Source organism: Shigella sonnei (genome assembly GCF_002950395.1).
GTDB lineage: Bacteria > Pseudomonadota > Gammaproteobacteria > Enterobacterales > Enterobacteriaceae > ECMA0423.
In genome coordinates, this window is the sequence record NZ_CP026802.1 from 1,066,377 (window position 1) to 1,083,730 (window position 17,354).

23 protein-coding genes, 4 tRNA genes and 6 pseudogenes are annotated in these 17,354 nt (G+C 49.8%); 27 read left to right on the plus strand and 6 right to left on the minus strand.

The annotated features are described in order from the left end of the window. The first annotated feature begins 14 nt into the window (after positions 1-14). Positions 15-431: a DUF977 family protein gene (locus tag C1P89_RS05670; RefSeq protein WP_001118172.1), complete on the plus strand. Its 417-nt coding sequence runs from the start codon at positions 15-17 to the stop codon at positions 429-431. Here C1P89_RS05670 and C1P89_RS05675 read toward each other — a convergent pair. Further along, positions 428-1,584, minus strand: a protein-coding gene (locus C1P89_RS05675; RefSeq protein WP_134799523.1) for an IS3-like element IS600 family transposase whose coding sequence is annotated in 2 segments (ribosomal slippage) — positions 428-1,335 and positions 1,335-1,584 — 1,158 coding nt in all. Because the reading frame shifts where the segments join, the coding sequence is not laid out codon by codon here. The genes C1P89_RS05670 and C1P89_RS05675 overlap by 4 nt on opposite strands. A 218-nt stretch (positions 1,585-1,802) precedes the next feature. After that, positions 1,803-2,500 (minus strand): IS1-like element IS1A family transposase gene (locus tag C1P89_RS05680; RefSeq protein ID WP_094096600.1). Its coding sequence is split into 2 segments (ribosomal slippage): positions 1,803-2,251 and positions 2,251-2,500, totalling 699 coding nucleotides; the frame shifts between segments, so codons are not numbered across the junction. Positions 2,501-2,572: 72 nt separating this feature from the next. Here C1P89_RS05680 and C1P89_RS05685 point away from each other — a divergent pair. The 6 genes from C1P89_RS05685 (at position 2,573) to C1P89_RS05710 (ending at position 5,211) form a co-directional block, all read left to right on the plus strand. After that, positions 2,573-2,896 carry a hypothetical protein gene (locus C1P89_RS05685; RefSeq protein ID WP_032156205.1) on the plus strand — a complete coding sequence of 108 codons (324 nt, stop codon included), beginning with the start codon at positions 2,573-2,575 and terminating at the stop codon, positions 2,894-2,896. Between the two features lie 92 nt (positions 2,897-2,988). Continuing rightward, complete coding sequence (locus tag C1P89_RS05690) at positions 2,989-3,207, plus strand: DUF4014 family protein (RefSeq protein WP_000256997.1); 219 nt, start codon at positions 2,989-2,991, stop codon at positions 3,205-3,207. A 1-nt stretch (position 3,208) separates the two neighbouring features. Next, on the plus strand, positions 3,209-3,574 hold the full coding sequence (locus C1P89_RS05695; RefSeq protein ID WP_001229296.1) for an HNH endonuclease: 366 nt from the start codon (positions 3,209-3,211) through the stop codon (positions 3,572-3,574). Continuing rightward, positions 3,571-4,236 carry a hypothetical protein gene (locus C1P89_RS05700; RefSeq protein ID WP_000208060.1) on the plus strand — a complete coding sequence of 222 codons (666 nt, stop codon included), beginning with the start codon at positions 3,571-3,573 and terminating at the stop codon, positions 4,234-4,236. Before C1P89_RS05695 ends, C1P89_RS05700 begins: the two co-directional genes overlap by 4 nt. After that, the gene (locus C1P89_RS05705) at positions 4,236-4,601 is read left to right on the plus strand and encodes a DUF551 domain-containing protein (protein ID WP_000610653.1); all 366 of its coding nucleotides are present in this window, start codon (positions 4,236-4,238) and stop codon (positions 4,599-4,601) included. Before C1P89_RS05700 ends, C1P89_RS05705 begins: the two co-directional genes overlap by 1 nt. Positions 4,602-5,055: 454 nt before the next feature. Then, a complete protein-coding gene (locus C1P89_RS05710) occupies positions 5,056-5,211 on the plus strand; it encodes a Hok/Gef family protein (RefSeq protein ID WP_000813250.1) in 156 nt (51 codons plus the stop codon). Between the two features lie 107 nt (positions 5,212-5,318). On the opposite strand, the gene C1P89_RS05715 is transcribed toward C1P89_RS05710, so the two are convergent. Further along, positions 5,319-6,016 (minus strand): IS1-like element IS1A family transposase gene (locus tag C1P89_RS05715; protein WP_094096600.1). Its coding sequence is split into 2 segments (ribosomal slippage): positions 5,319-5,767 and positions 5,767-6,016, totalling 699 coding nucleotides; the frame shifts between segments, so codons are not numbered across the junction. Between the two features lie 106 nt (positions 6,017-6,122). On the opposite strand from C1P89_RS05715, the gene C1P89_RS05720 reads away from it, so the two are divergent. From C1P89_RS05720 to C1P89_RS05755, 8 genes are all read left to right on the plus strand, one after another. Continuing rightward, positions 6,123-6,335: a hypothetical protein gene (locus C1P89_RS05720; RefSeq protein WP_000411312.1), complete on the plus strand. Its 213-nt coding sequence runs from the start codon at positions 6,123-6,125 to the stop codon at positions 6,333-6,335. Positions 6,336-6,406: 71 nt separating this feature from the next. After that, positions 6,407-7,006 (plus strand): DUF1367 family protein, encoded by a 600-nt coding sequence (locus C1P89_RS05725; protein WP_000940296.1) that lies wholly within the window; start codon positions 6,407-6,409, stop codon positions 7,004-7,006. Further along, a complete protein-coding gene (locus tag C1P89_RS05730; RefSeq protein WP_000228029.1) occupies positions 7,006-7,296 on the plus strand; it encodes a DUF1364 domain-containing protein in 291 nt (96 codons plus the stop codon). The genes C1P89_RS05725 and C1P89_RS05730 overlap by 1 nt, the downstream gene beginning before the upstream one ends. Continuing rightward, positions 7,293-7,847 (plus strand): DUF1133 family protein, encoded by a 555-nt coding sequence (locus C1P89_RS05735; protein WP_000640122.1) that lies wholly within the window; start codon positions 7,293-7,295, stop codon positions 7,845-7,847. The genes C1P89_RS05730 and C1P89_RS05735 overlap by 4 nt, the downstream gene beginning before the upstream one ends. 189 nt (positions 7,848-8,036) lie before the next feature. Further along, positions 8,037-8,113, plus strand: a tRNA-Ile gene (locus C1P89_RS05740). Position 8,114: 1 nt separating this feature from the next. After that, a tRNA-Arg gene (locus C1P89_RS05745) sits at positions 8,115-8,191 on the plus strand. Between the two features lie 2 nt (positions 8,192-8,193). Continuing rightward, positions 8,194-8,269: transfer RNA gene (locus tag C1P89_RS05750), tRNA-Thr, on the plus strand. A gap of 3 nt (positions 8,270-8,272) precedes the next feature. Further along, a tRNA-Gly gene (locus C1P89_RS05755) sits at positions 8,273-8,347 on the plus strand. A 225-nt stretch (positions 8,348-8,572) separates the two neighbouring features. Here C1P89_RS05755 and C1P89_RS05760 read toward each other — a convergent pair. After that, positions 8,573-9,343: pseudogene (locus C1P89_RS05760) on the minus strand (IS3-like element IS600 family transposase); the annotation flags it as partial. Positions 9,344-9,418: 75 nt separating this feature from the next. Between C1P89_RS05760 and C1P89_RS05765 the strand changes: the two are divergent. Continuing rightward, positions 9,419-10,587 (plus strand): IS3-like element IS911 family transposase gene (locus tag C1P89_RS05765; protein WP_087880099.1). Its coding sequence is split into 2 segments (ribosomal slippage): positions 9,419-9,668 and positions 9,668-10,587, totalling 1,170 coding nucleotides; the frame shifts between segments, so codons are not numbered across the junction. Between the two features lie 8 nt (positions 10,588-10,595). Here C1P89_RS05765 and C1P89_RS05770 read toward each other — a convergent pair. Beyond that, positions 10,596-10,981: pseudogene (locus C1P89_RS05770) on the minus strand (transposase); the annotation flags it as partial. A gap of 177 nt (positions 10,982-11,158) precedes the next feature. On the opposite strand from C1P89_RS05770, the gene C1P89_RS05775 reads away from it, so the two are divergent. Genes C1P89_RS05775 through C1P89_RS05790 form a run of 4 tightly spaced genes read left to right on the plus strand, consistent with a single transcriptional unit; the run spans position 11,159 to position 12,475 of the window. After that, positions 11,159-11,374, plus strand: coding sequence for a class II holin family protein (locus C1P89_RS05775; RefSeq protein ID WP_000839570.1), 216 nt, complete (start codon positions 11,159-11,161; stop codon positions 11,372-11,374). After that, positions 11,374-11,871, plus strand: coding sequence for a lysozyme RrrD (gene rrrD / locus C1P89_RS05780; protein WP_000075179.1), 498 nt, complete (start codon positions 11,374-11,376; stop codon positions 11,869-11,871). The genes C1P89_RS05775 and rrrD overlap by 1 nt, the downstream gene beginning before the upstream one ends. After that, positions 11,868-12,335, plus strand: coding sequence for a lysis protein (locus C1P89_RS25815; protein WP_000092304.1), 468 nt, complete (start codon positions 11,868-11,870; stop codon positions 12,333-12,335). Before rrrD ends, C1P89_RS25815 begins: the two co-directional genes overlap by 4 nt. Next, positions 12,323-12,475 (plus strand): hypothetical protein, encoded by a 153-nt coding sequence (locus C1P89_RS05790; protein WP_001139678.1) that lies wholly within the window; start codon positions 12,323-12,325, stop codon positions 12,473-12,475. The genes C1P89_RS25815 and C1P89_RS05790 overlap by 13 nt, the downstream gene beginning before the upstream one ends. Before the next feature lie 141 nt (positions 12,476-12,616). Here the strand turns inward: C1P89_RS05790 and C1P89_RS25820 are convergent, their stop codons facing one another. Beyond that, positions 12,617-12,793, minus strand: a complete 177-nt coding sequence (locus C1P89_RS25820; protein WP_001205131.1) for a hypothetical protein — start codon at positions 12,791-12,793, stop codon at positions 12,617-12,619. Between the two features lie 357 nt (positions 12,794-13,150). Here C1P89_RS25820 and C1P89_RS05800 point away from each other — a divergent pair. The 7 genes and pseudogenes from C1P89_RS05800 to C1P89_RS05835 all read left to right on the plus strand — a co-directional run bounded on the left by C1P89_RS05800 (position 13,151) and on the right by C1P89_RS05835 (position 17,287). Next, positions 13,151-13,644 (plus strand): annotated as a pseudogene (locus C1P89_RS05800) (DUF1441 family protein). Further along, positions 13,644-14,000: pseudogene (locus C1P89_RS05805) on the plus strand (phage terminase large subunit family protein); the annotation flags it as partial. The pseudogenes C1P89_RS05800 and C1P89_RS05805, both read left to right, overlap by 1 nt. Positions 14,001-14,065: 65 nt before the next feature. Beyond that, positions 14,066-15,222, plus strand: a protein-coding gene (locus tag C1P89_RS05810; RefSeq protein ID WP_087879933.1) for an IS3-like element IS600 family transposase whose coding sequence is annotated in 2 segments (ribosomal slippage) — positions 14,066-14,315 and positions 14,315-15,222 — 1,158 coding nt in all. Because the reading frame shifts where the segments join, the coding sequence is not laid out codon by codon here. A gap of 45 nt (positions 15,223-15,267) precedes the next feature. After that, positions 15,268-15,606, plus strand: a pseudogene (locus C1P89_RS05820) (hypothetical protein); the annotation flags it as partial. Positions 15,607-15,662: 56 nt separating this feature from the next. Further along, a protein-coding gene (locus tag C1P89_RS05825; protein WP_094096600.1) for an IS1-like element IS1A family transposase occupies positions 15,663-16,360 on the plus strand; the annotation gives its coding sequence in 2 pieces (ribosomal slippage) (positions 15,663-15,912 and positions 15,912-16,360; 699 coding nt in all). Positions 16,361-16,377: 17 nt separating this feature from the next. Next, positions 16,378-16,713, plus strand: a pseudogene (locus tag C1P89_RS05830) (phage tail protein); the annotation flags it as partial. Next, positions 16,664-17,287 (plus strand): DUF4376 domain-containing protein, encoded by a 624-nt coding sequence (locus tag C1P89_RS05835; RefSeq protein WP_000930152.1) that lies wholly within the window; start codon positions 16,664-16,666, stop codon positions 17,285-17,287. The pseudogene C1P89_RS05830 and the gene C1P89_RS05835, both read left to right, overlap by 50 nt. The last annotated feature ends 67 nt before the right edge of the window (positions 17,288-17,354 follow it).

Genomic DNA, 17,354 nt, shown 5'->3' on the forward strand with positions numbered 1-17,354 from the left:
TTTCAGGAGGATTTATGGCGAAACCTTTTACTCCCGAACAGCGGGAAGAACTGAAGACGCGAATTGTGGAACTCGTGCATCAGGACGGTCGGGTCACGATTCGGCAGTTGTCAGATGAAACAGGTATCAGTCGTGCGTCTGTCGGTCGCTTATGCATGGAACTGGTCGCAAGTGGTGATGTATATAATTCTGGCTACGGGGTATTTCCCTCTGAACAGGCTCATAAAGACTGGCAAAACGCCCGCAAAAAGCTATCGAGGGTAAAGGTGAAGAAACCGGTTGTGGTTGATCCTGACCTTATCTGGTCATTACCAGACGGAGAAATACGCCGCTACGACAGGCGCCTGAATATAATCTGTCGCGAGTGCCGGAAGAGCGAAGCTATGAGGTGTACTGGCAATAGCGGACACTACCATTTGTTCTTTTTTTAAGCAGCCATCTGATGATATTTTTCCCTGAAGGCTGCCGGGGAGATATTCCCCAGACGAGAGTGACGACGCTGACGATTGTAGAAAATCTCAATGTATTCCCGTATTACTGAGATGGCTTCATCCCGGTTATTAAAACGATAGTGGCTCAGGCTCTCATTTTTCAGCGTTCCCCAGAAGCTTTCCATCGGAGCGTTGTCGTAACAGTTACCTTTACGCGACATTGATGTTTTCAGACCAGACTGCTCCTGTATGACCCGGTAATCGTATGCGCAGTACTGTGAACCTCGATCAGAGTGGTGGATTAGCCCGGCAGGTGGGCGCTGGCTCCTGAGCGCCATAAACAGGGCTTTACCTGTCAGCTCTTTTGTCATGCGCTCTCCCATGGCGTAGCCGACAATTTCGCACGTATAAACATCTTTGATGCCAGCGAGGTACAACCATCCCTCCAGTGTGGCAACATACGTCAGGTCCGCCACCCAGACCTGATTTGGTGCTGTAGGAGCGAACGTCTGGTTCAGCAGATTTGGCGCAACTGGCAGATTGTGGTTCGAGTTCGTAGTCGCTCTGAACTTGCGTTTCTGCTTACAGCGTAGCCTTAGCTCCTTACGAAGACGTGCCAGTCGGTCACGACCAACGATGATGCCATTCTCTGCCAGCTCCGTCTGGAGCCGCCGGGTTCCATATGTTTCGCGAGTGCGGATATGTGCCACCTTAATCTCCAGTTTTAGCCGCTCATCACTTTGTTTTCTGTCTGAGGGTTCATGCTGTACCCAGTTGTAATAACCGCTCCTGGATACACCAAATACCTGACACATCGCTTCAATGGGAAATTGTTGTCGCCATTGTTCGATTAACGCGTATTTTTCAGCGACTCCTGTGCAAAATACGCTGTTGCTTTTTTTAATATATCTCGCTCAAGGCGAGCTTCATTTAACGCCTTACGCAGTTGCAGAATTTCAGATTCCAGTTCAGCCACCGTGCGGGAACCAGGAGTACCGAGCCCTTTTCTGGCGGCGGTAACCCATTGTCCTAAAGTGCCTTCAGGAAGAGATAATCGGGAAGCGCCTTCACTGATCGAAAGTTGATTTTCAAGAACCGTTCTGACAGCTTCGGCTTTGAACTCTTTAGAGTAACGTTGGGTTTTTCTGCTCATTATTAGCTCCTTCTGATGCCATTCTATTTCAGGAAGGAGTGTCCGTTAAACTCAGGCTACCTCACTATGCAGCGCGTGCTGGCGTTTTATCAGGGGAAATTTCAGGAGGCGGTACTGTGAGTAAAATTAGCTATCAGGCTTCAATTACCGCTGGTATTCGCATCAAAGGAGAGGAGCATGGAAATAAAACCAGAAGATGAGTTGGTAATGACTCCAACTTATTGATAGTGTTTTATGTTCAGATAATGCCCGATGACTTTGTCATGCAGCTCCACCGATTTTGAGAACGACAGCGACTTCCGTCCCAGCCGTGCCAGGTGCTGCCTCAGATTCAGGTTATGCCGCTCAATTCGCTGCGTATATCGCTTGCTGATTACGTGCAGCTTTCCCTTCAGGCGGGATTCATACAGCGGCCAGCCATCCGTCATCCATATCACCACGTCAAAGGGTGACAGCAGGCTCATAAGACGCCCCAGCGTCGCCATAGTGCGTTCACCGAATACGTGCGCAACAACCGTCTTCCGGAGACTGTCATACGCGTAAAACAGCCAGCGCTGGCGCGATTTAGCCCCGACATAGCCCCACTGTTCGTCCATTTCCGCGCAGACGATGACGTCACTGCCCGGCTGTATGCGCGAGGTTACCGACTGCGGCCTGAGTTTTTTAAGTGACGTAAAATCGTGTTGAGGCCAACGCCCATAATGCGTGCTGTTGCCCGGCATCCAACGCCATTCATGGCCATATCAATGATTTTCTGGTGCGTACCGGGTTGAGAAGCGGTGTAAGTGAACTGCAGTTGCCATGTTTTACGGCAGTGAGAGCAGAGATAGCGCTGATGTCCGGCAGTGCTTTTGCCGTTACGCACCACCCCGTCAGTAGCTGAACAGGAGGGACAGCTGATAGAAACAGAAGCCACTGGAGCACCTCAAAAACACCATCATACACTAAATCAGTAAGTTGGCAGCATCACCAAGATGAGTTAAGCAATATCGTTTTATTTCCGGTAAAAGAGGATGACCCACGTAATCAGGTTAATTTTCTTTATGAACCATCGGAAAGACCATATTGCCATCACGCCTCTGTCCGGGTTGACGAAAAAGAGCGTCAGGTCCGCTGTAAAATCTGCGGTGCGGTTGTGGAGCCGTTTGACTGGATGCTCTCTGTGGCAAAAAGAGAAACCAGACTGGCAGATGATGTAAGGCTATTGCGCCAGGAGGAACAGGAAAGGCGGAGAAATATAGAAAAGCTGATACAGATTGAGCGTAACGCGAAAGCGCGGATACGCAGGGCGACAAAATCCAGAACTGAATAATTAAATTTAGCACTGTTAAAAATTTAATCCTTAACCGGAGGGATTTCTGCACCCTCAAATCATCAGGAGACCGCTCGAAAGGGCGGTAATGAATGGTTACATTATTTAGAAAAAAATATCCGCGAAAGAGTAGAACAACAGAATTCCTGTTTCTCATTCTGTTTATCGTGTTGATGACACCGATATCCCCGCTAATTTTTGTCTGGATAATCGGAAAAATAATTGAGCCAGTTATTGAATTGTATAACGACGTGGTATGGGCGTCATTCAACACACTGCACAATAAAATTAATCCGTATAAGGAAAGCTGATATGGCACTGACGAAAAAACAACGTGCAGAACTGCGCATGAAGTTCGGTGGTCGCTGCGCTTATTGCGGCTGCGAACTTGGCGAAAAGTGGCATGCAGACCATGTAAAACCGGTCATTCGTTTTGATGGAAATATGCTTCACCAGGAACGTGACGATATATCCAACATGGTACCAGCATGCCACCCATGCAATCTGCACAAGCATTGCAGTAGCCTGGAAGATTATCGACGAATTATCAGTGATGGTCGTCGTGAATTCCTTGCGTCCGGGAAAGGCAAAGCGCTGGTTCGTATGGGATTGGTTGAAATGAAATCTGACCCGGTTGTGTTCTGGTTTGAAAAATATCAAGAAGGGGCTACGGCATGACCACTATTACCAAAGAGCGACTGCAATGGCTGGCTAACATTTCTGGCCGCGATGATATTGACGATATAGACGGCGGTGAAATTCGTGAACTGGCGCTTATCGCTCTGGCATCACTGGAAGCAGAGCCTGTAGCGGAATGCATTGTTGAAGATGGGGGCATGTGTATTGACGGGTTCGGTGAGTATGTGGGTCACTCGCTGCCTGATGGAATGCATGAGCTTTATGCTGCCCCGCGAATGCGACAACCTGATGGATGGAAAGCCGTAGCTGTAGCGTGGAAGGTGACGTTTACTCAAGTTGACCAGGAATCTAATACGTTCACTGCTATATATTTTGACAAAGCGGAAGTTGAGTGTTGGGTACGACTGCATAAAGCATGTGATTTTCGGGCAGATATAACACCGCTTTACGCAGCGCCGGCAGTGCCGGTTGCAGTAAACGACGACATGGCTTACGCATTCCATCACGCACTGTCAGATTCATCGCTTGGCTCTGATGAAATCGAAGAAATTAAAACCGGTTTGCGTGCTGCCTTTGCCAACGTCACTATCCAACCAGAGCCGATAGTGCCGGATGAAATCGGGCCAAACGATAGTAATACGTTTGATTATGTTGATGGCTGGAACGCCTGCCGCGCTGCCATGCTTAAGGGAGATAAATAATGATTAATCGAACCAAACTGGAGCACATTCTCGAATATGCCAGGCAGCAGAAATGTATTGGGCAACTTTGTAAAATTCCACCAGGAGATATGGTTGAAATCGTGGAAATGGCCATGCGTAAGGCTGGCAACTCTCCGGTAGCTCCGGCTGGCTGGATAAGCTGTAGTGATGCAGTTCCTGCTGAATATTGCGATGTGATTCTTCTCGATGATCTCGGGAATGTATTCCCCGGTTCCTGGGATAAGGTTTTTTGCCCCACTCGTGGCGGGAATAAGATGGCTTTTGTGGACAAAGACGGCGTTGAAGTAGAGAGCTCAACTCACTGGATGCCGCTACCGGAACCACCGCAGGAGGTGAATCAATGACCTGGCCTGAGGCATTCACCACGGTAGGAATTGCGATGGCGGTGGCGCTGGTGGTGTATTCGATTTGCCGTTGGGGTTAACAAACAAAAACCCCGGATTGATGGTCCGGGGTTTTTGAAGGAAACAAAACAGAAACAGCAATTGCCGTTACCTGTTGTTACCATGGCAAGTAAACGTATCTCAGGCGAGCGCATTGCGCCGTTCTGACGCAGATAAACTAGCCTGGATAGATGGTGCTGGCAATAAAAAATAGCGTTTTCTTATCGGTGTCGGTAAGATTGCTGCGGGTGCTTGAGGCTGTCTGCCTCGGGTATGTCACTGTAAGGCAGACAGAGAAAAGCCCCAGTTAACATTACGCGTCCTGCAAGACGCTTAACATTAATCTGAGGCCCAATCTATGTCTCACAAATGTAGGTTAGCCTCTTACGTGCCGAAAGGCAAGGAGAAGCAGGCTATGAAGCAGCAAAAGGCGATGTTAATCGCCCTGATCGTCATCTGTTTAACCGTCATTGTGACGGCACTGGTAACGAGGAAAGACCTCTGCGAGGTACGAATCCGAATCGGCCAGACGGAGGTCGCTGTTTTCGTAGACTACGAATCTAGAGAGTAAGAGTGACCAGGCGGGAGAGTAATCTCCCGCCACCTTTGATGTGTCAGGCATCCTCAACGCACCCGCACTTAACCCGTTTCGGCGGTTTTTTTGGTAATGACTCCAACTTATTGATAGTGTTTTATGTTCAGATAATGCCCGATGACTTTGTCATGCAGCTCCACCGATTTTGAGAACGACAGCGACTTCCGTCCCAGCCGTGCCAGGTGCTGCCTCAGATTCAGGTTATGCCGCTCAATTCGCTGCGTATATCGCTTGCTGATTACGTGCAGCTTTCCCTTCAGGCGGGATTCATACAGCGGCCAGCCATCCGTCATCCATATCACCACGTCAAAGGGTGACAGCAGGCTCATAAGACGCCCCAGCGTCGCCATAGTGCGTTCACCGAATACGTGCGCAACAACCGTCTTCCGGAGACTGTCATACGCGTAAAACAGCCAGCGCTGGCGCGATTTAGCCCCGACATAGCCCCACTGTTCGTCCATTTCCGCGCAGACGATGACGTCACTGCCCGGCTGTATGCGCGAGGTTACCGACTGCGGCCTGAGTTTTTTAAGTGACGTAAAATCGTGTTGAGGCCAACGCCCATAATGCGTGCAGTTGCCCGGCATCCAACGCCATTCATGGCCATATCAATGATTTTCTGGTGCGTACCGGGTTGGGAAGCGGTGTAAGTGAACTGCAGTTGCCATGTTTTACGGCAGTGAGAGCAGAGATAGCGCTGATGTCCGGCAGTGCTTTTGCCGTTACGCACCACCCCGTCAGTAGCTGAACAGGAGGGACAGCTGATAGAAACAGAAGCCACTGGAGCACCTCAAAAACACCATCATACACTAAATCAGTAAGTTGGCAGCATCACCTTTTGTCTCTATGTTGATATAACCGTTTGTACTTATAAACCTGGAGGCATCGTGGAAAAAATAAAGAAACTATTTAGTAGTAAATACGCAGTCATACGTCGTGATGACCTGTCAGTTATAGTCGAAATGGATTACTTCCCTGAAACCAAAAAATCAATGATGTATCGTAATGGTCGAAAGGCAATTTTTTTACCGATGAGGGTAAGTGACATTATGGGAAATGATAAACTGCTGGATGAATTGCGAGTCAGAGCATCCTGTTAGTATTGGCATTAATTCTGGTATACTACATAACGGGCTGAACACCCATTCTACTGCGCCAGCGGAGAACTACGATGGCGCATATACAACTGATCAAACAAACCTCTTCCGGATTACTTCTCCCGGCGACGCCGGAGAGTTGCGATTTTCTGCATCAAATCAAAACAGGTGAGTGGATACACGCAGACTTTAAGCGTGTGCGTAACTACGCATTCCACAAGCGTTTTTTCAAACTCCTGCAACTGGGATTCGATTACTGGACTCCGGTCGGTGGGGCGATCACGCCTCGCGAACGAGAACTGCTGTCTGGTTTCGTTGATTACCTGTGCGAATCAGTAGGTCGGGAACATACGCCAGCTCTGAGCGAAGCCGCAGAGCAATATCTGAATACAGTTGCGACACGCAGAACCCGGGATACGGCATTGCTAAAGTCGTTTGAGGCTTTTCGCGAGTGGGTAACCATTCAGGCTGGATTTTACACCGAACATTTTTATCCGGACGGTAGCCGCGGGCGTCGGGCAAAATCCATCGCTTTTGCGAATATGGACGAAACCGAGTTTCAGCAGGTTTATAAATCTGTTCTGAATGTGCTGTGGAACTGGATTCTGTTCCGTAAATTTTCCTCTCCGGAACAAGTCGAAAATGTGGCCGCGCAGCTGCTGGAGTTTGCGTAATGGTGGATTTACGTAAAGCGGCGCGGGGGCAGATGTGCACCGTCAGAATTCCTGGCTACTGCAATCACGATCCGGAAACGTCTGTGCTGGCGCATTACCGACTGGCGGGAACGTGCGGAACAGCGATAAAGCCACACGATATGCAGGCAGCGATTGCCTGTAGCTCGTGCCACGATTTAATCGACGGGCGGGTAAAAACCAGCGATTACACCAAAGAAGAATTACGCCTGATGCATGCAGAAGGTGTTTTTCGCACACAAGAAATCTGGAGAAAGGAGGGATATTTATGATTTACCCAACGAATACAGGAAAAAGCGGAGAACACCTTCGTCTCACCACGCTGGAAAGTGTCTGGATTCAGGGAAAACTACGTATGTGGGGGCGCTGGTCGTATATTGGTGGCGGTAAGACGGGGAATATGTTTAACCTGATGTTGACCTCTAAAAAGCTGACAAAAACGGCAATTAACGAGGCGCTCCGGAGGATGAAAAAAGCAGGTCTGAACAAGTCTGAACTTGAGGCTTTTTTGCGGGATATGATTAACGGTAAGCAAAAGAGCTGGCTGGCGCATTGTACTGATGCAGAGGCGTTATGTATTGATCGGGTCATAAGTGAGGTGCTGGCAGAGCATCCAGGATTGATTAGCGTCCTTCGGCAACGGTATGAGGGGCGGGGGATGACCAAACGCAAAATGGCTGAACTGCTGAATGATGCACACCCGAAATGGAGTTTAAGAACCTGTGAAAGACGCATTGAGCATTGGCTAAAGGTGGCAGAATTTATTTTGTACAAACCAATGGTTATGGCTTTTGGTATAGAGAAAAAAGTTATTGCTTTTTGACGTAAAAACTGCTTCAATTCTTGTACGCTTCGCAAAGCTGTACCGCGAGGCGAATAGCAGACATGGACATTTGAAAGAGCCCGCTTTATGCGGTTTTTTTTATACCTGAAAAACGGCACAGGACGTTAAACGTGCTGGTGGTCAGATGAGTTTGCAGATGTGATGACATATGGTTATTATTCTGCCTCCGGCCCTTTAGCTCAGTTGGTCAGAGCGAGCGACTCATAATCGCCAGGTCGCTGGTTCAAGTCCAGCAAGGGCCACCAACCACCACTAGCTCATCCGGATAGAGCATCAACCTTCTAAGTTGACGGTGCGAGGTTCGAGTCCTCGGTGGTGGGCCAGCGCCGACTTAGCTCAGCAGGCAGAGCAACTGACTTGTAATCAGTAGGTCACCAGTTCGATTCCGGTAGTCGGCACCATATGCGGGCATCGTATAATGGCTATTACCTCAGCCTTCCAAGCTGATGATGCGGGTTCGATTCCCGCTGCCCGCTCCAGTCAGAGTCTTTCAGTCTGCGATGATGGGAAATCCCGGAGTGACTGAAAGACGTTTAAGTTATGAATGATCGCCTTTTTTTGCAAAATTGCTGTGCAGAAATACTAACCTTCGGGCGTGCGATCATTCATAAGCACTCTGCTTTTATTCCGATTAACTGTGGGTGGTTTGTTGGATAGAGTGTGAGGTGTACTGGCAATAGCGGACACTACCATTTGTTCTTTTTTTAAGCAGCCATCTGATGATATTTTTCCCTGAAGGCTGCCGGGGAGATATTCCCCAGACGAGAGTGACGACGCTGACGATTGTAGAAAATCTCAATGTATTCCCGTATTACTGAGATGGCTTCATCCCGGTTATTAAAACGATAGTGGCTCAGGCTCTCATTTTTCAGCGTTCCCCAGAAGCTTTCCATCGGAGCGTTGTCGTAACAGTTACCTTTACGCGACATTGATGTTTTCAGACCAAACTGCTCCTGTATGACCCGGTAATCGTATGCGCAGTACTGTGAACCTCGATCAGAGTGGTGGATTAGCCCGGCAGGTGGGCGCTGGCTCCTGAGCGCCATAAACAGGGCTTTACCTGTCAGCTCTTTTGTCATGCGCTCTCCCATGGCGTAGCCGACAATTTCGCACGTATAAACATCTTTGATGCCAGCGAGGTACAACCATCCCTCCTGTGTGGCAACATACGTCAGGTCCGCCACCCAGACCTGATTTGGTGCTGTAGGAGCGAACGTCTGGTTCAGCAGATTTGGCGCAACTGGCAGATTGTGGTTCGAGTTCGTAGTCGCTCTGAACTTGCGTTTCTGCTTACAGCGTAGCCTTAGCTCCTTACGAAGACGTGCCAGTCGGTCACGACCAACGATGATGCCATTCTCTGCCAGCTCCGTCTGGAGCCGCCGGGTTCCATATGTTTCGCGAGTGCGGATATGTGCCACCTTAATCTCCAGTTTTAGCCGCTCATCACTTTGTTTTCTGTCTGAGGGTTCATGCTGTACTGAAGTGGCACACTGAATTTGGCCACCTGAACAGAGGTGATATGCTCACCTCAGAACAACACAGGTGCTCCAATGAAAAAAAGAAATTTTAGCGCAGAGTTTAAACGCGAATCCGCTCAACTGGTTGTTGACCAGAAATACACGGTGGCAGATGCCGCCAAAGCTATGGATGTTGGCCTTTCCACAATGACAAGATGGGTCAAACAACTGCGTGATGAGCGTCAGGGCAAAACACCAAAAGCCTCTCCGATAACACCAGAACAAATCGAAATACGTAAGCTGAGGAAAAAGCTACAACGCATTGAAATGGAGAATGAAATATTAAAAAAGGCTACCGCGCTCTTGATGTCAGACTCCCTGAACAGTTCTCGATAATCGGGAAACTCAGAGCGCATTATCCTGTGGTCACACTCTGCCATGTGTTCGGGGTTCATCGCAGCAGCTACAGATACTGGAAAAACCGTCCTGAAAAACCAGACGGCAGACGGGCTGTATTACGCAGTCAGGTACTTGAGCTACATGGCATCAGCCACGGTTCGGCCGGAGCAAGAAGCATCGCCACAATGGCAACCCGGAGAGGCTACCAGATGGGACGCTGGCTTGCTGGCAGGCTCATGAAAGAGCTGGGGCTGGTCAGCTGTCAGCAGCCGACTCACCGGTATAAACGTGGTGGTCATGAACATGTTGCTATCCCTAACTACCTTGAAAGGCAGTTCGCCGTGACCGAGCCAAATCAGGTGTGGTGCGGTGATGTGACCTATATCTGGACGGGTAAGCGCTGGGCGTACCTCGCCGTTGTTCTCGACCTGTTCGCAAGAAAACCAGTGGGCTGGGCCATGTCGTTCTCGCCGGACAGCAGGCTCACCATGAAAGCGCTGGAAATGGCATGGGAAACCCGTGGTAAGCCCGGCGGGGTGATGTTCCACAGCGATCAGGGCAGTCATTATACGAGCAGGCAGTTCCGGCAGTTATTGTGGCGATACCAGATCAGACAGAGTATGAGCCGGCGCGGAAACTGCTGGGATAACAGCCCAATGGAACGCTTCTTCAGGAGTCTGAAGAACGAATGGATGCCGGTGGTGGGTTACGTAAGCTTCAGCGAGGCAGCTCACGCCATAACGGACTATATCGTTGGATATTACAGCGCACTAAGACCGCACGAATATAACGGTGGGTTACCCCCAAACGAATCGGAAAATCGATACTGGAAAAACTCTAACTCGGTGGCCAGTTTTTGTTGACCACTTCATACCCAGTTGTAATAACCGCTCCTGGATACACCAAATACCTGACACATCGCTTCAATGGGAAATTGTTGTCGCCATTGTTCGATTAACGCGTATTTTTCAGCGACTCCTGTGCAAAATACGCTGTTGCTTTTTTTAATATATCTCGCTCAAGGCGAGCTTCATTTAACGCCTTACGCAGTTGCAGAATTTCAGATTCCAGTTCAGCCACCGTGCGGGAACCAGGAGTACCGAGCCCTTTTCTGGCGGCGGTAACCCATTGTCCTAAAGTGCCTTCAGGAAGAGATAATCGGGAAGCGCCTTCACTGATCGAAAGTTGATTTTCAGGAACCGTTCTGACAGCTTCGGCTTTGAACTCTTTAGAGTAACGTTGGGTTTTTCTGCTCATTATTAGCTCCTTCTGATGCCATTCTATTTTAGGAAGGAGTGTCCGTTAAACTCAGGCTACCTCAGTGCTTTCCTTACTGTATATATCGTTTCGCCCGCTTTTGCGTTTTTTTCTTTTCAAATCCCTTTCATTTCTCAGTGTAAAACTACGCCATCCGTTATTTGCGGAGGTGAGGCTATGAAATCCATGGACAAAATTTCAACGGGCATTGCCTACGGCACCTCCGCCGGCAGTGCCGGCTACTGGTTTTTGCAGTGGTTGGATCAGGTCAGTCCATCACAGTGGGCTGCGATTGGTGTGCTGGGAAGTCTGCTTCTGGGGCTTCTGACTTATCTGACGAATCTGTATTTCAAAATAAGAGAAGATAAGCGTAAGGCTGCGAGAGGTGAATAATGTCGCCATCATTACGCAAGGCTGTTGCAGTTGCTATTGGTGGCGGGGCTGTTGCTATAGCATCTGTGTTAATCACTGGCCCAGGTGGTAACGATGGTCTGGAAGGTGTCAGCTACATACCATACAAAGATATCATTGGTGTATGGACTGTATGTCACGGACACACCGGAAAAGACATCATGCCTGGTAAAACGTATACCGAAGCAGAATGCAAAGCTCTCCTGAATAAAGACCTTGCCACTGTCGCCAGACAAATTAACCCGTACATCAAAGTCGATATACCGGAAACAACGCGCGGCGCTCTTTACTCGTTCGTTTACAACGTGGGCGCTGGCAATTTCAGAACATCGACGCTTCTTCGCAAAATAAACCAGGGCTATATCAAAGGCGCATGTGACCAGCTACGTCGCTGGACATATGCTGGCGGTAAGCAATGGAAAGGGCTGATGACCCGTCGTGAGATTGAGCGTGAAGTCTGTTTGTGGGGGCAGCAATGAGCAGAGTCACCGCGATTATCTCCGCTCTGGTTATCTGCATCATCGTCCGCCTGTCATGGGCTGTTAATCATTACCGTGATAACGCCATTACCTACAAAGAGCAGCGCGACAAAAACGCAAGAGAACTGAAGCTGGCGAACGCAACCATTACTGACATGCAGCAGCGCCAGCGTGATGCTGATGCACTCGATGCTAAATACACGAAGGAGTTAGCTGATGCGAAAGCTGAAAATGATGCTCTTCGGCGCAAGCTTGATAATGGTGGTCGGGTGCTCGTCAAAGGAAAATGCCCTGTGCCATCCTCAGCCGAAACCTCCAGCGCCTCCGGCATGGGCAATGATGCCACCGTCGAACTCTCTCCAGTTGCTGGACGAAACGTTCTCGGTATCCGGGACGGAATTATCCGCGACCAAACAGCACTGAGAACGCTTCAGGAATACATCAGGACGCAATGCCTTCGATGATAGCGATAATTTTACTCATCATCCTTCACATCTGGCTCTGTAGACAGGGTGGTGCTCACTTCTGGAGTGAATCCAGATTAAACATCTCATTGCTGATGCTTGATATTGAGCATTTTGCGCGCGGTAAGGGGCTGCGTTGAGATAAGAGCCAGTCATTACAAATACCAGGATTTAGCCTCGCATTCGCGGGGCTTTTTATTGCCATTACAAAAGCCACTTCCTACAGAGTGGCTTTGATAATGGCTTATACCCTACACGGGATAACTTAACTGATATCCCTTTTAACGGATAAAGGTATTCAAGCCTGACACATCATGCGCTGTATCGTCGCCGTATTCCCGTATTAACCATGACCGTAGCCCGACGGGGAACTCCTTCTGCGCGAGTGTGCGGGAATAATCAAAAACGATGCACACCGGGTTTTTACCGCGTTTATGGTTCGCGGGTTTGTCCCTCATGCTCGCCAGTCCTGTGCGGGGGTGGAAGAAACAGGACACTTACACTGATTCTTGTGGGTACGATGCTATTCCTTTCTGGATTATCCCGATGTCATTCATGCAGGGCGCTGTATCAGACGTTCGTCATGGCTGTCAGGCTGACGGGTCCTCCCGGTGGGGTGGCCTGCCACGGGGCGGGAGCGGCGCGGAAAAAGGCTAGTTTTTGAAATTTCATTCGTCATCACCACTACTGTAATGGATTGATATTACAGTGGTTTTATTTTTATGGTGTCGATTTTGATTGTTTTTTGTTCATCACTAACACCGTTTGCCTAAAGTTGTTCGCAAGATGCATGTTTAAAACATTCTGGAGCGGGTATGGATCGAGAGTTAAAAAATCTGACGCTGAATATCAGTCAACTGGCGGCACTGTCAGGTGTACATCGCCAGACTGCTGCGGCAAGGCTGCAAAATCTACCCGTTGCAGGGGGCATGAAAGCAACCTCAAGCTTTATCGGGTGGTTGATATTGTGTCGGCATTTCTGGCATTACCACCGCCGGTTGCAGAAGGCGAAATGGACGCGCATGAGCGCAAAGCCTGGTATCAGTCTGAACGTGAGCGTCTTAAGTTCGAACAGGAAACGGCACAACTCATTCCGGCCAGTGATGTCAGACGGGAGTTTGCCATCTGGGCAAAAGCGGTCGTGCAGGTGCTGGAGACATTACCGGATATTCTTGAACGTGACTGCGGTCTGCAGCCTGCCGCTGTGAGCCGTGTTCAGTCCATTATTGATGATCTGCGCGATCAGATAGCCCTGCGGGTGACTGAAGCAGGTGCGGATGATGAGGAGGAATTACAGCAGGAGGAGTAATGCTGAATCAGGAAACCGCAAAGGCAGCACGAACCGATTCAGGTTATATCCTTCGCGCACCGAGACGAATGCGGGTTGCTGATGCCGTTGCTCAGTATATGCGGGTGCCCATGGGGGCAGGGAACTCAGTCCCGTGGGATCCGCTGGTGGCACCGTATGTTATTGAGCCGATGAACTGCCTGGCCTCGCGTGAATACGACGCAGTGATATTTGTTGGCCCGGCACGAACCGGCAAGACTATCGGCCTGATTGACGGCTGGGTGATTTACAACGTGATTTGCGATCCTGCTGATATGCTGATTATTCAGATGACGGAGGAAAAAGCCCGCGAACACTCCAAAAAACGACTCGCCAGAATGAGGTAGCCTGAGTTTAACGGACACTCCTTCCTGAAATAGAATGGCATCAGAAGGAGCTAATAATGAGCAGAAAAACCCAACGTTACTCTAAAGAGTTCAAAGCCGAAGCTGTCAGAACGGTTCCTGAAAATCAACTTTCGATCAGTGAAGGCGCTTCCCGATTATCTCTTCCTGAAGGCACTTTAGGACAATGGGTTACCGCCGCCAGAAAAGGGCTCGGTACTCCTGGTTCCCGCACGGTGGCTGAACTGGAATCTGAAATTCTGCAACTGCGTAAGGCGTTAAATGAAGCTCGCCTTGAGCGAGATATATTAAAAAAAGCAACAGCGTATTTTGCACAGGAGTCGCTGAAAAATACGCGTTAATCGAACAATGGCGACAACAATTTCCCATTGAAGCGATGTGTCAGGTATTTGGTGTATCCAGGAGCGGTTATTACAACTGGGTACAGCATGAACCCTCAGACAGAAAACAAAGTGATGAGCGGCTAAAACTGGAGATTAAGGTGGCACATATCCGCACTCGCGAAACATATGGAACCCGGCGGCTCCAGACGGAGCTGGCAGAGAATGGCATCATCGTTGGTCGTGACCGACTGGCACGTCTTCGTAAGGAGCTAAGGCTACGCTGTAAGCAGAAACGCAAGTTCAGAGCGACTACGAACTCGAACCACAATCTGCCAGTTGCGCCAAATCTGCTGAACCAGACGTTCGCTCCTACAGCACCAAATCAGGTCTGGGTGGCGGACCTGACGTATGTTGCCACACAGGAGGGATGGTTGTACCTCGCTGGCATCAAAGATGTTTATACGTGCGAAATTGTCGGCTACGCCATGGGAGAGCGCATGACAAAAGAGCTGACAGGTAAAGCCCTGTTTATGGCGCTCAGGAGCCAGCGCCCACCTGCCGGGCTAATCCACCACTCTGATCGAGGTTCACAGTACTGCGCATACGATTACCGGGTCATACAGGAGCAGTCTGGTCTGAAAACATCAATGTCGCGTAAAGGTAACTGTTACGACAACGCTCCGATGGAAAGCTTCTGGGGAACGCTGAAAAATGAGAGCCTGAGCCACTATCGTTTTAATAACCGGGATGAAGCCATCTCAGTAATACGGGAATACATTGAGATTTTCTACAATCGTCAGCGTCGTCACTCTCGTCTGGGGAATATCTCCCCGGCAGCCTTCAGGGAAAAATATCATCAGATGGCTGCTTAAAAAAAGAACAAATGGTAGTGTCCGCTATTGCCAGTACACCTCAGCCGTCTGGCGATACCCGGCGCATTCGGCTTTGGGTGTGCTTTTCTGCCTGAAGATGTTATCCGTTTTGACACTAAGAGTGATTTCCTGGCCTGGGTAAGGAATGCGCTGCCAGGTGAATATTCCGTTGCTGGCCCCTACGACATCATCATACCCGACACACGGTTTGAAGGGGGGCTCAGCATCCGGTGGACTGATGCACGCCCTGAGACAACAGAACCGAGGTACAGAGCCAAATCCCTTACTTTTTACGGCATTAACGGCCCCATTTATCACACCCGCTACTGCTACTGGCCCATATCCAGACTGACTGGCTGGGTGAAAATAAATATAACCACAGAAGGGTGATGCTGCCAACTTACTGATTTAGTGTATGATGGTGTTTTTGAGGTGCTCCAGTGGCTTCTGTTTCTATCAGCTGTCCCTCCTGTTCAGCTACTGACGGGGTGGTGCGTAACGGCAAAAGCACTGCCGGACATCAGCGCTATCTCTGCTCTCACTGCCGTAAAACATGGCAACTGCAGTTCACTTACACCGCTTCTCAACCCGGTACGCACCAGAAAATCATTGATATGGCCATGAATGGCGTTGGATGCCGGGCAACTGCACGCATTATGGGCGTTGGCCTCAACACGATTTTACGTCACTTAAAAAACTCAGGCCGCAGTCGGTAACCTCGCGCATACAGCCGGGCAGTGACGTCATCGTCTGCGCGGAAATGGACGAACAGTGGGGCTATGTCGGGGCTAAATCGCGCCAGCGCTGGCTGTTTTACGCGTATGACAGTCTCCGGAAGACGGTTGTTGCGCACGTATTCGGTGAACGCACTATGGCGACGCTGGGGCGTCTTATGAGCCTGCTGTCACCCTTTGACGTGGTGATATGGATGACGGATGGCTGGCCGCTGTATGAATCCCGCCTGAAGGGAAAGCTGCACGTAATCAGCAAGCGATATACGCAGCGAATTGAGCGGCATAACCTGAATCTGAGGCAGCACCTGGCACGGCTGGGACGGAAGTCGCTGTCGTTCTCAAAATCGGTGGAGCTGCATGACAAAGTCATCGGGCATTATCTGAACATAAAACACTATCAATAAGTTGGAGTCATTACCCCACAGAAGATATTATTTACAGAATCGTGGCGAGCTCTGTCTGCAACAGATGGGGAGACCCTGACATTGGCGGGCTGATTATTGCTGCGTACCAGGGAGAAGCTGACGGTGATAAAGTCATCAGACTTGTCAGGGGGCAGTCATACAGAGGCTCACGACTGGGACCGGTGGGGATTTCAGTGCCCAGTACTCCCACCGGAACGTATATAGCATCCCCACAATTTTTCATTACGGGATGTTCAGAGCATTCATTACCGGGGTCATATAGCGCCCTGTCCGGGGTGCCGGATGCTCATGTCTCTGGCGCAATGCCCGGGCTTTTTATTCGCACATCGTGAGGAATGCACCGTGGAAATTAAAAAAATCATTAATCCCCGTTATACCGAAAGTGGCGCAGTAGACTGTGACGTTTTTTTTGACGACAGGGACCAGGCAGTCCCCTACACAGCCACCGCTGATGATGTCGCACCGACGGGTCAGCGAATCTGGCAGGAACTGCAAAGTGGCAAATGGGGTGAGATAGCCCCATTCACTGTGACACCAGAAATGCTGGAAGCGGCCAGAGAGGCCAGACGTCAGGGAATTGAAGCATGGCGCACAGAACAGGAGGCGAAGCCGTTCACGTTTGAATGGAACGGTCGTATCTGGAATGCTGGCCCCAACTCACTGGGCCGCCTTTATCCGGTGGTAATGGCTGCGAAATCCGACATTGTACGGGACGTGATGACGTGGGGTGATGCCGATAATCAGCAGGTGAAACTGTCGATGCCGGAACTGGAAGAACTGGCGGCAGCAATGGCTCAGGCACAGGTTGAGCGCAATGACGAGATTTATCGCCGTCAGCGGGAGCTGAAGGAAGAGCTGAATAGTCTGAAGGATTTGAATTCGGTTAGGAATTTTATCGTGGAATAACAGAAGCTGCGGCACGTCGTATGCAGGAACGTGCCGCGGTTGGCTGGTAAACTTTCGATAGTGCGAG

Bases quoted from the DNA above. Each gene is read 5' to 3' on its own strand.
- C1P89_RS05670 (WP_001118172.1), top strand. From the start codon at position 15: ATGGCGAAACCTTTTACTCCCGAACAGCGGGAAGAACTGAAGACGCGA.
- C1P89_RS05690 (WP_000256997.1), top strand. From the start codon at position 2,989: ATGGTTACATTATTTAGAAAAAAATATCCGCGAAAGAGTAGAACAACA.
- C1P89_RS05695 (WP_001229296.1), top strand. From the start codon at position 3,209: ATGGCACTGACGAAAAAACAACGTGCAGAACTGCGCATGAAGTTCGGT.
- C1P89_RS05700 (WP_000208060.1), top strand. From the start codon at position 3,571: ATGACCACTATTACCAAAGAGCGACTGCAATGGCTGGCTAACATTTCT.
- C1P89_RS05705 (WP_000610653.1), top strand. From the start codon at position 4,236: ATGATTAATCGAACCAAACTGGAGCACATTCTCGAATATGCCAGGCAG.
- C1P89_RS05710 (WP_000813250.1), top strand. From the start codon at position 5,056: ATGAAGCAGCAAAAGGCGATGTTAATCGCCCTGATCGTCATCTGTTTA.
- C1P89_RS05725 (WP_000940296.1), top strand. From the start codon at position 6,407: ATGGCGCATATACAACTGATCAAACAAACCTCTTCCGGATTACTTCTC.
- C1P89_RS05730 (WP_000228029.1), top strand. From the start codon at position 7,006: ATGGTGGATTTACGTAAAGCGGCGCGGGGGCAGATGTGCACCGTCAGA.
- C1P89_RS05735 (WP_000640122.1), top strand. From the start codon at position 7,293: ATGATTTACCCAACGAATACAGGAAAAAGCGGAGAACACCTTCGTCTC.
- C1P89_RS05775 (WP_000839570.1), top strand. From the start codon at position 11,159: ATGAAATCCATGGACAAAATTTCAACGGGCATTGCCTACGGCACCTCC.
- rrrD (WP_000075179.1), top strand. From the start codon at position 11,374: ATGTCGCCATCATTACGCAAGGCTGTTGCAGTTGCTATTGGTGGCGGG.
- C1P89_RS25815 (WP_000092304.1), top strand. From the start codon at position 11,868: ATGAGCAGAGTCACCGCGATTATCTCCGCTCTGGTTATCTGCATCATC.
- C1P89_RS05790 (WP_001139678.1), top strand. From the start codon at position 12,323: ATGCCTTCGATGATAGCGATAATTTTACTCATCATCCTTCACATCTGG.
- C1P89_RS25820 (WP_001205131.1), bottom strand. From the start codon at position 12,793: ATGAGGGACAAACCCGCGAACCATAAACGCGGTAAAAACCCGGTGTGC.
- C1P89_RS05835 (WP_000930152.1), top strand. From the start codon at position 16,664: ATGCTCATGTCTCTGGCGCAATGCCCGGGCTTTTTATTCGCACATCGT.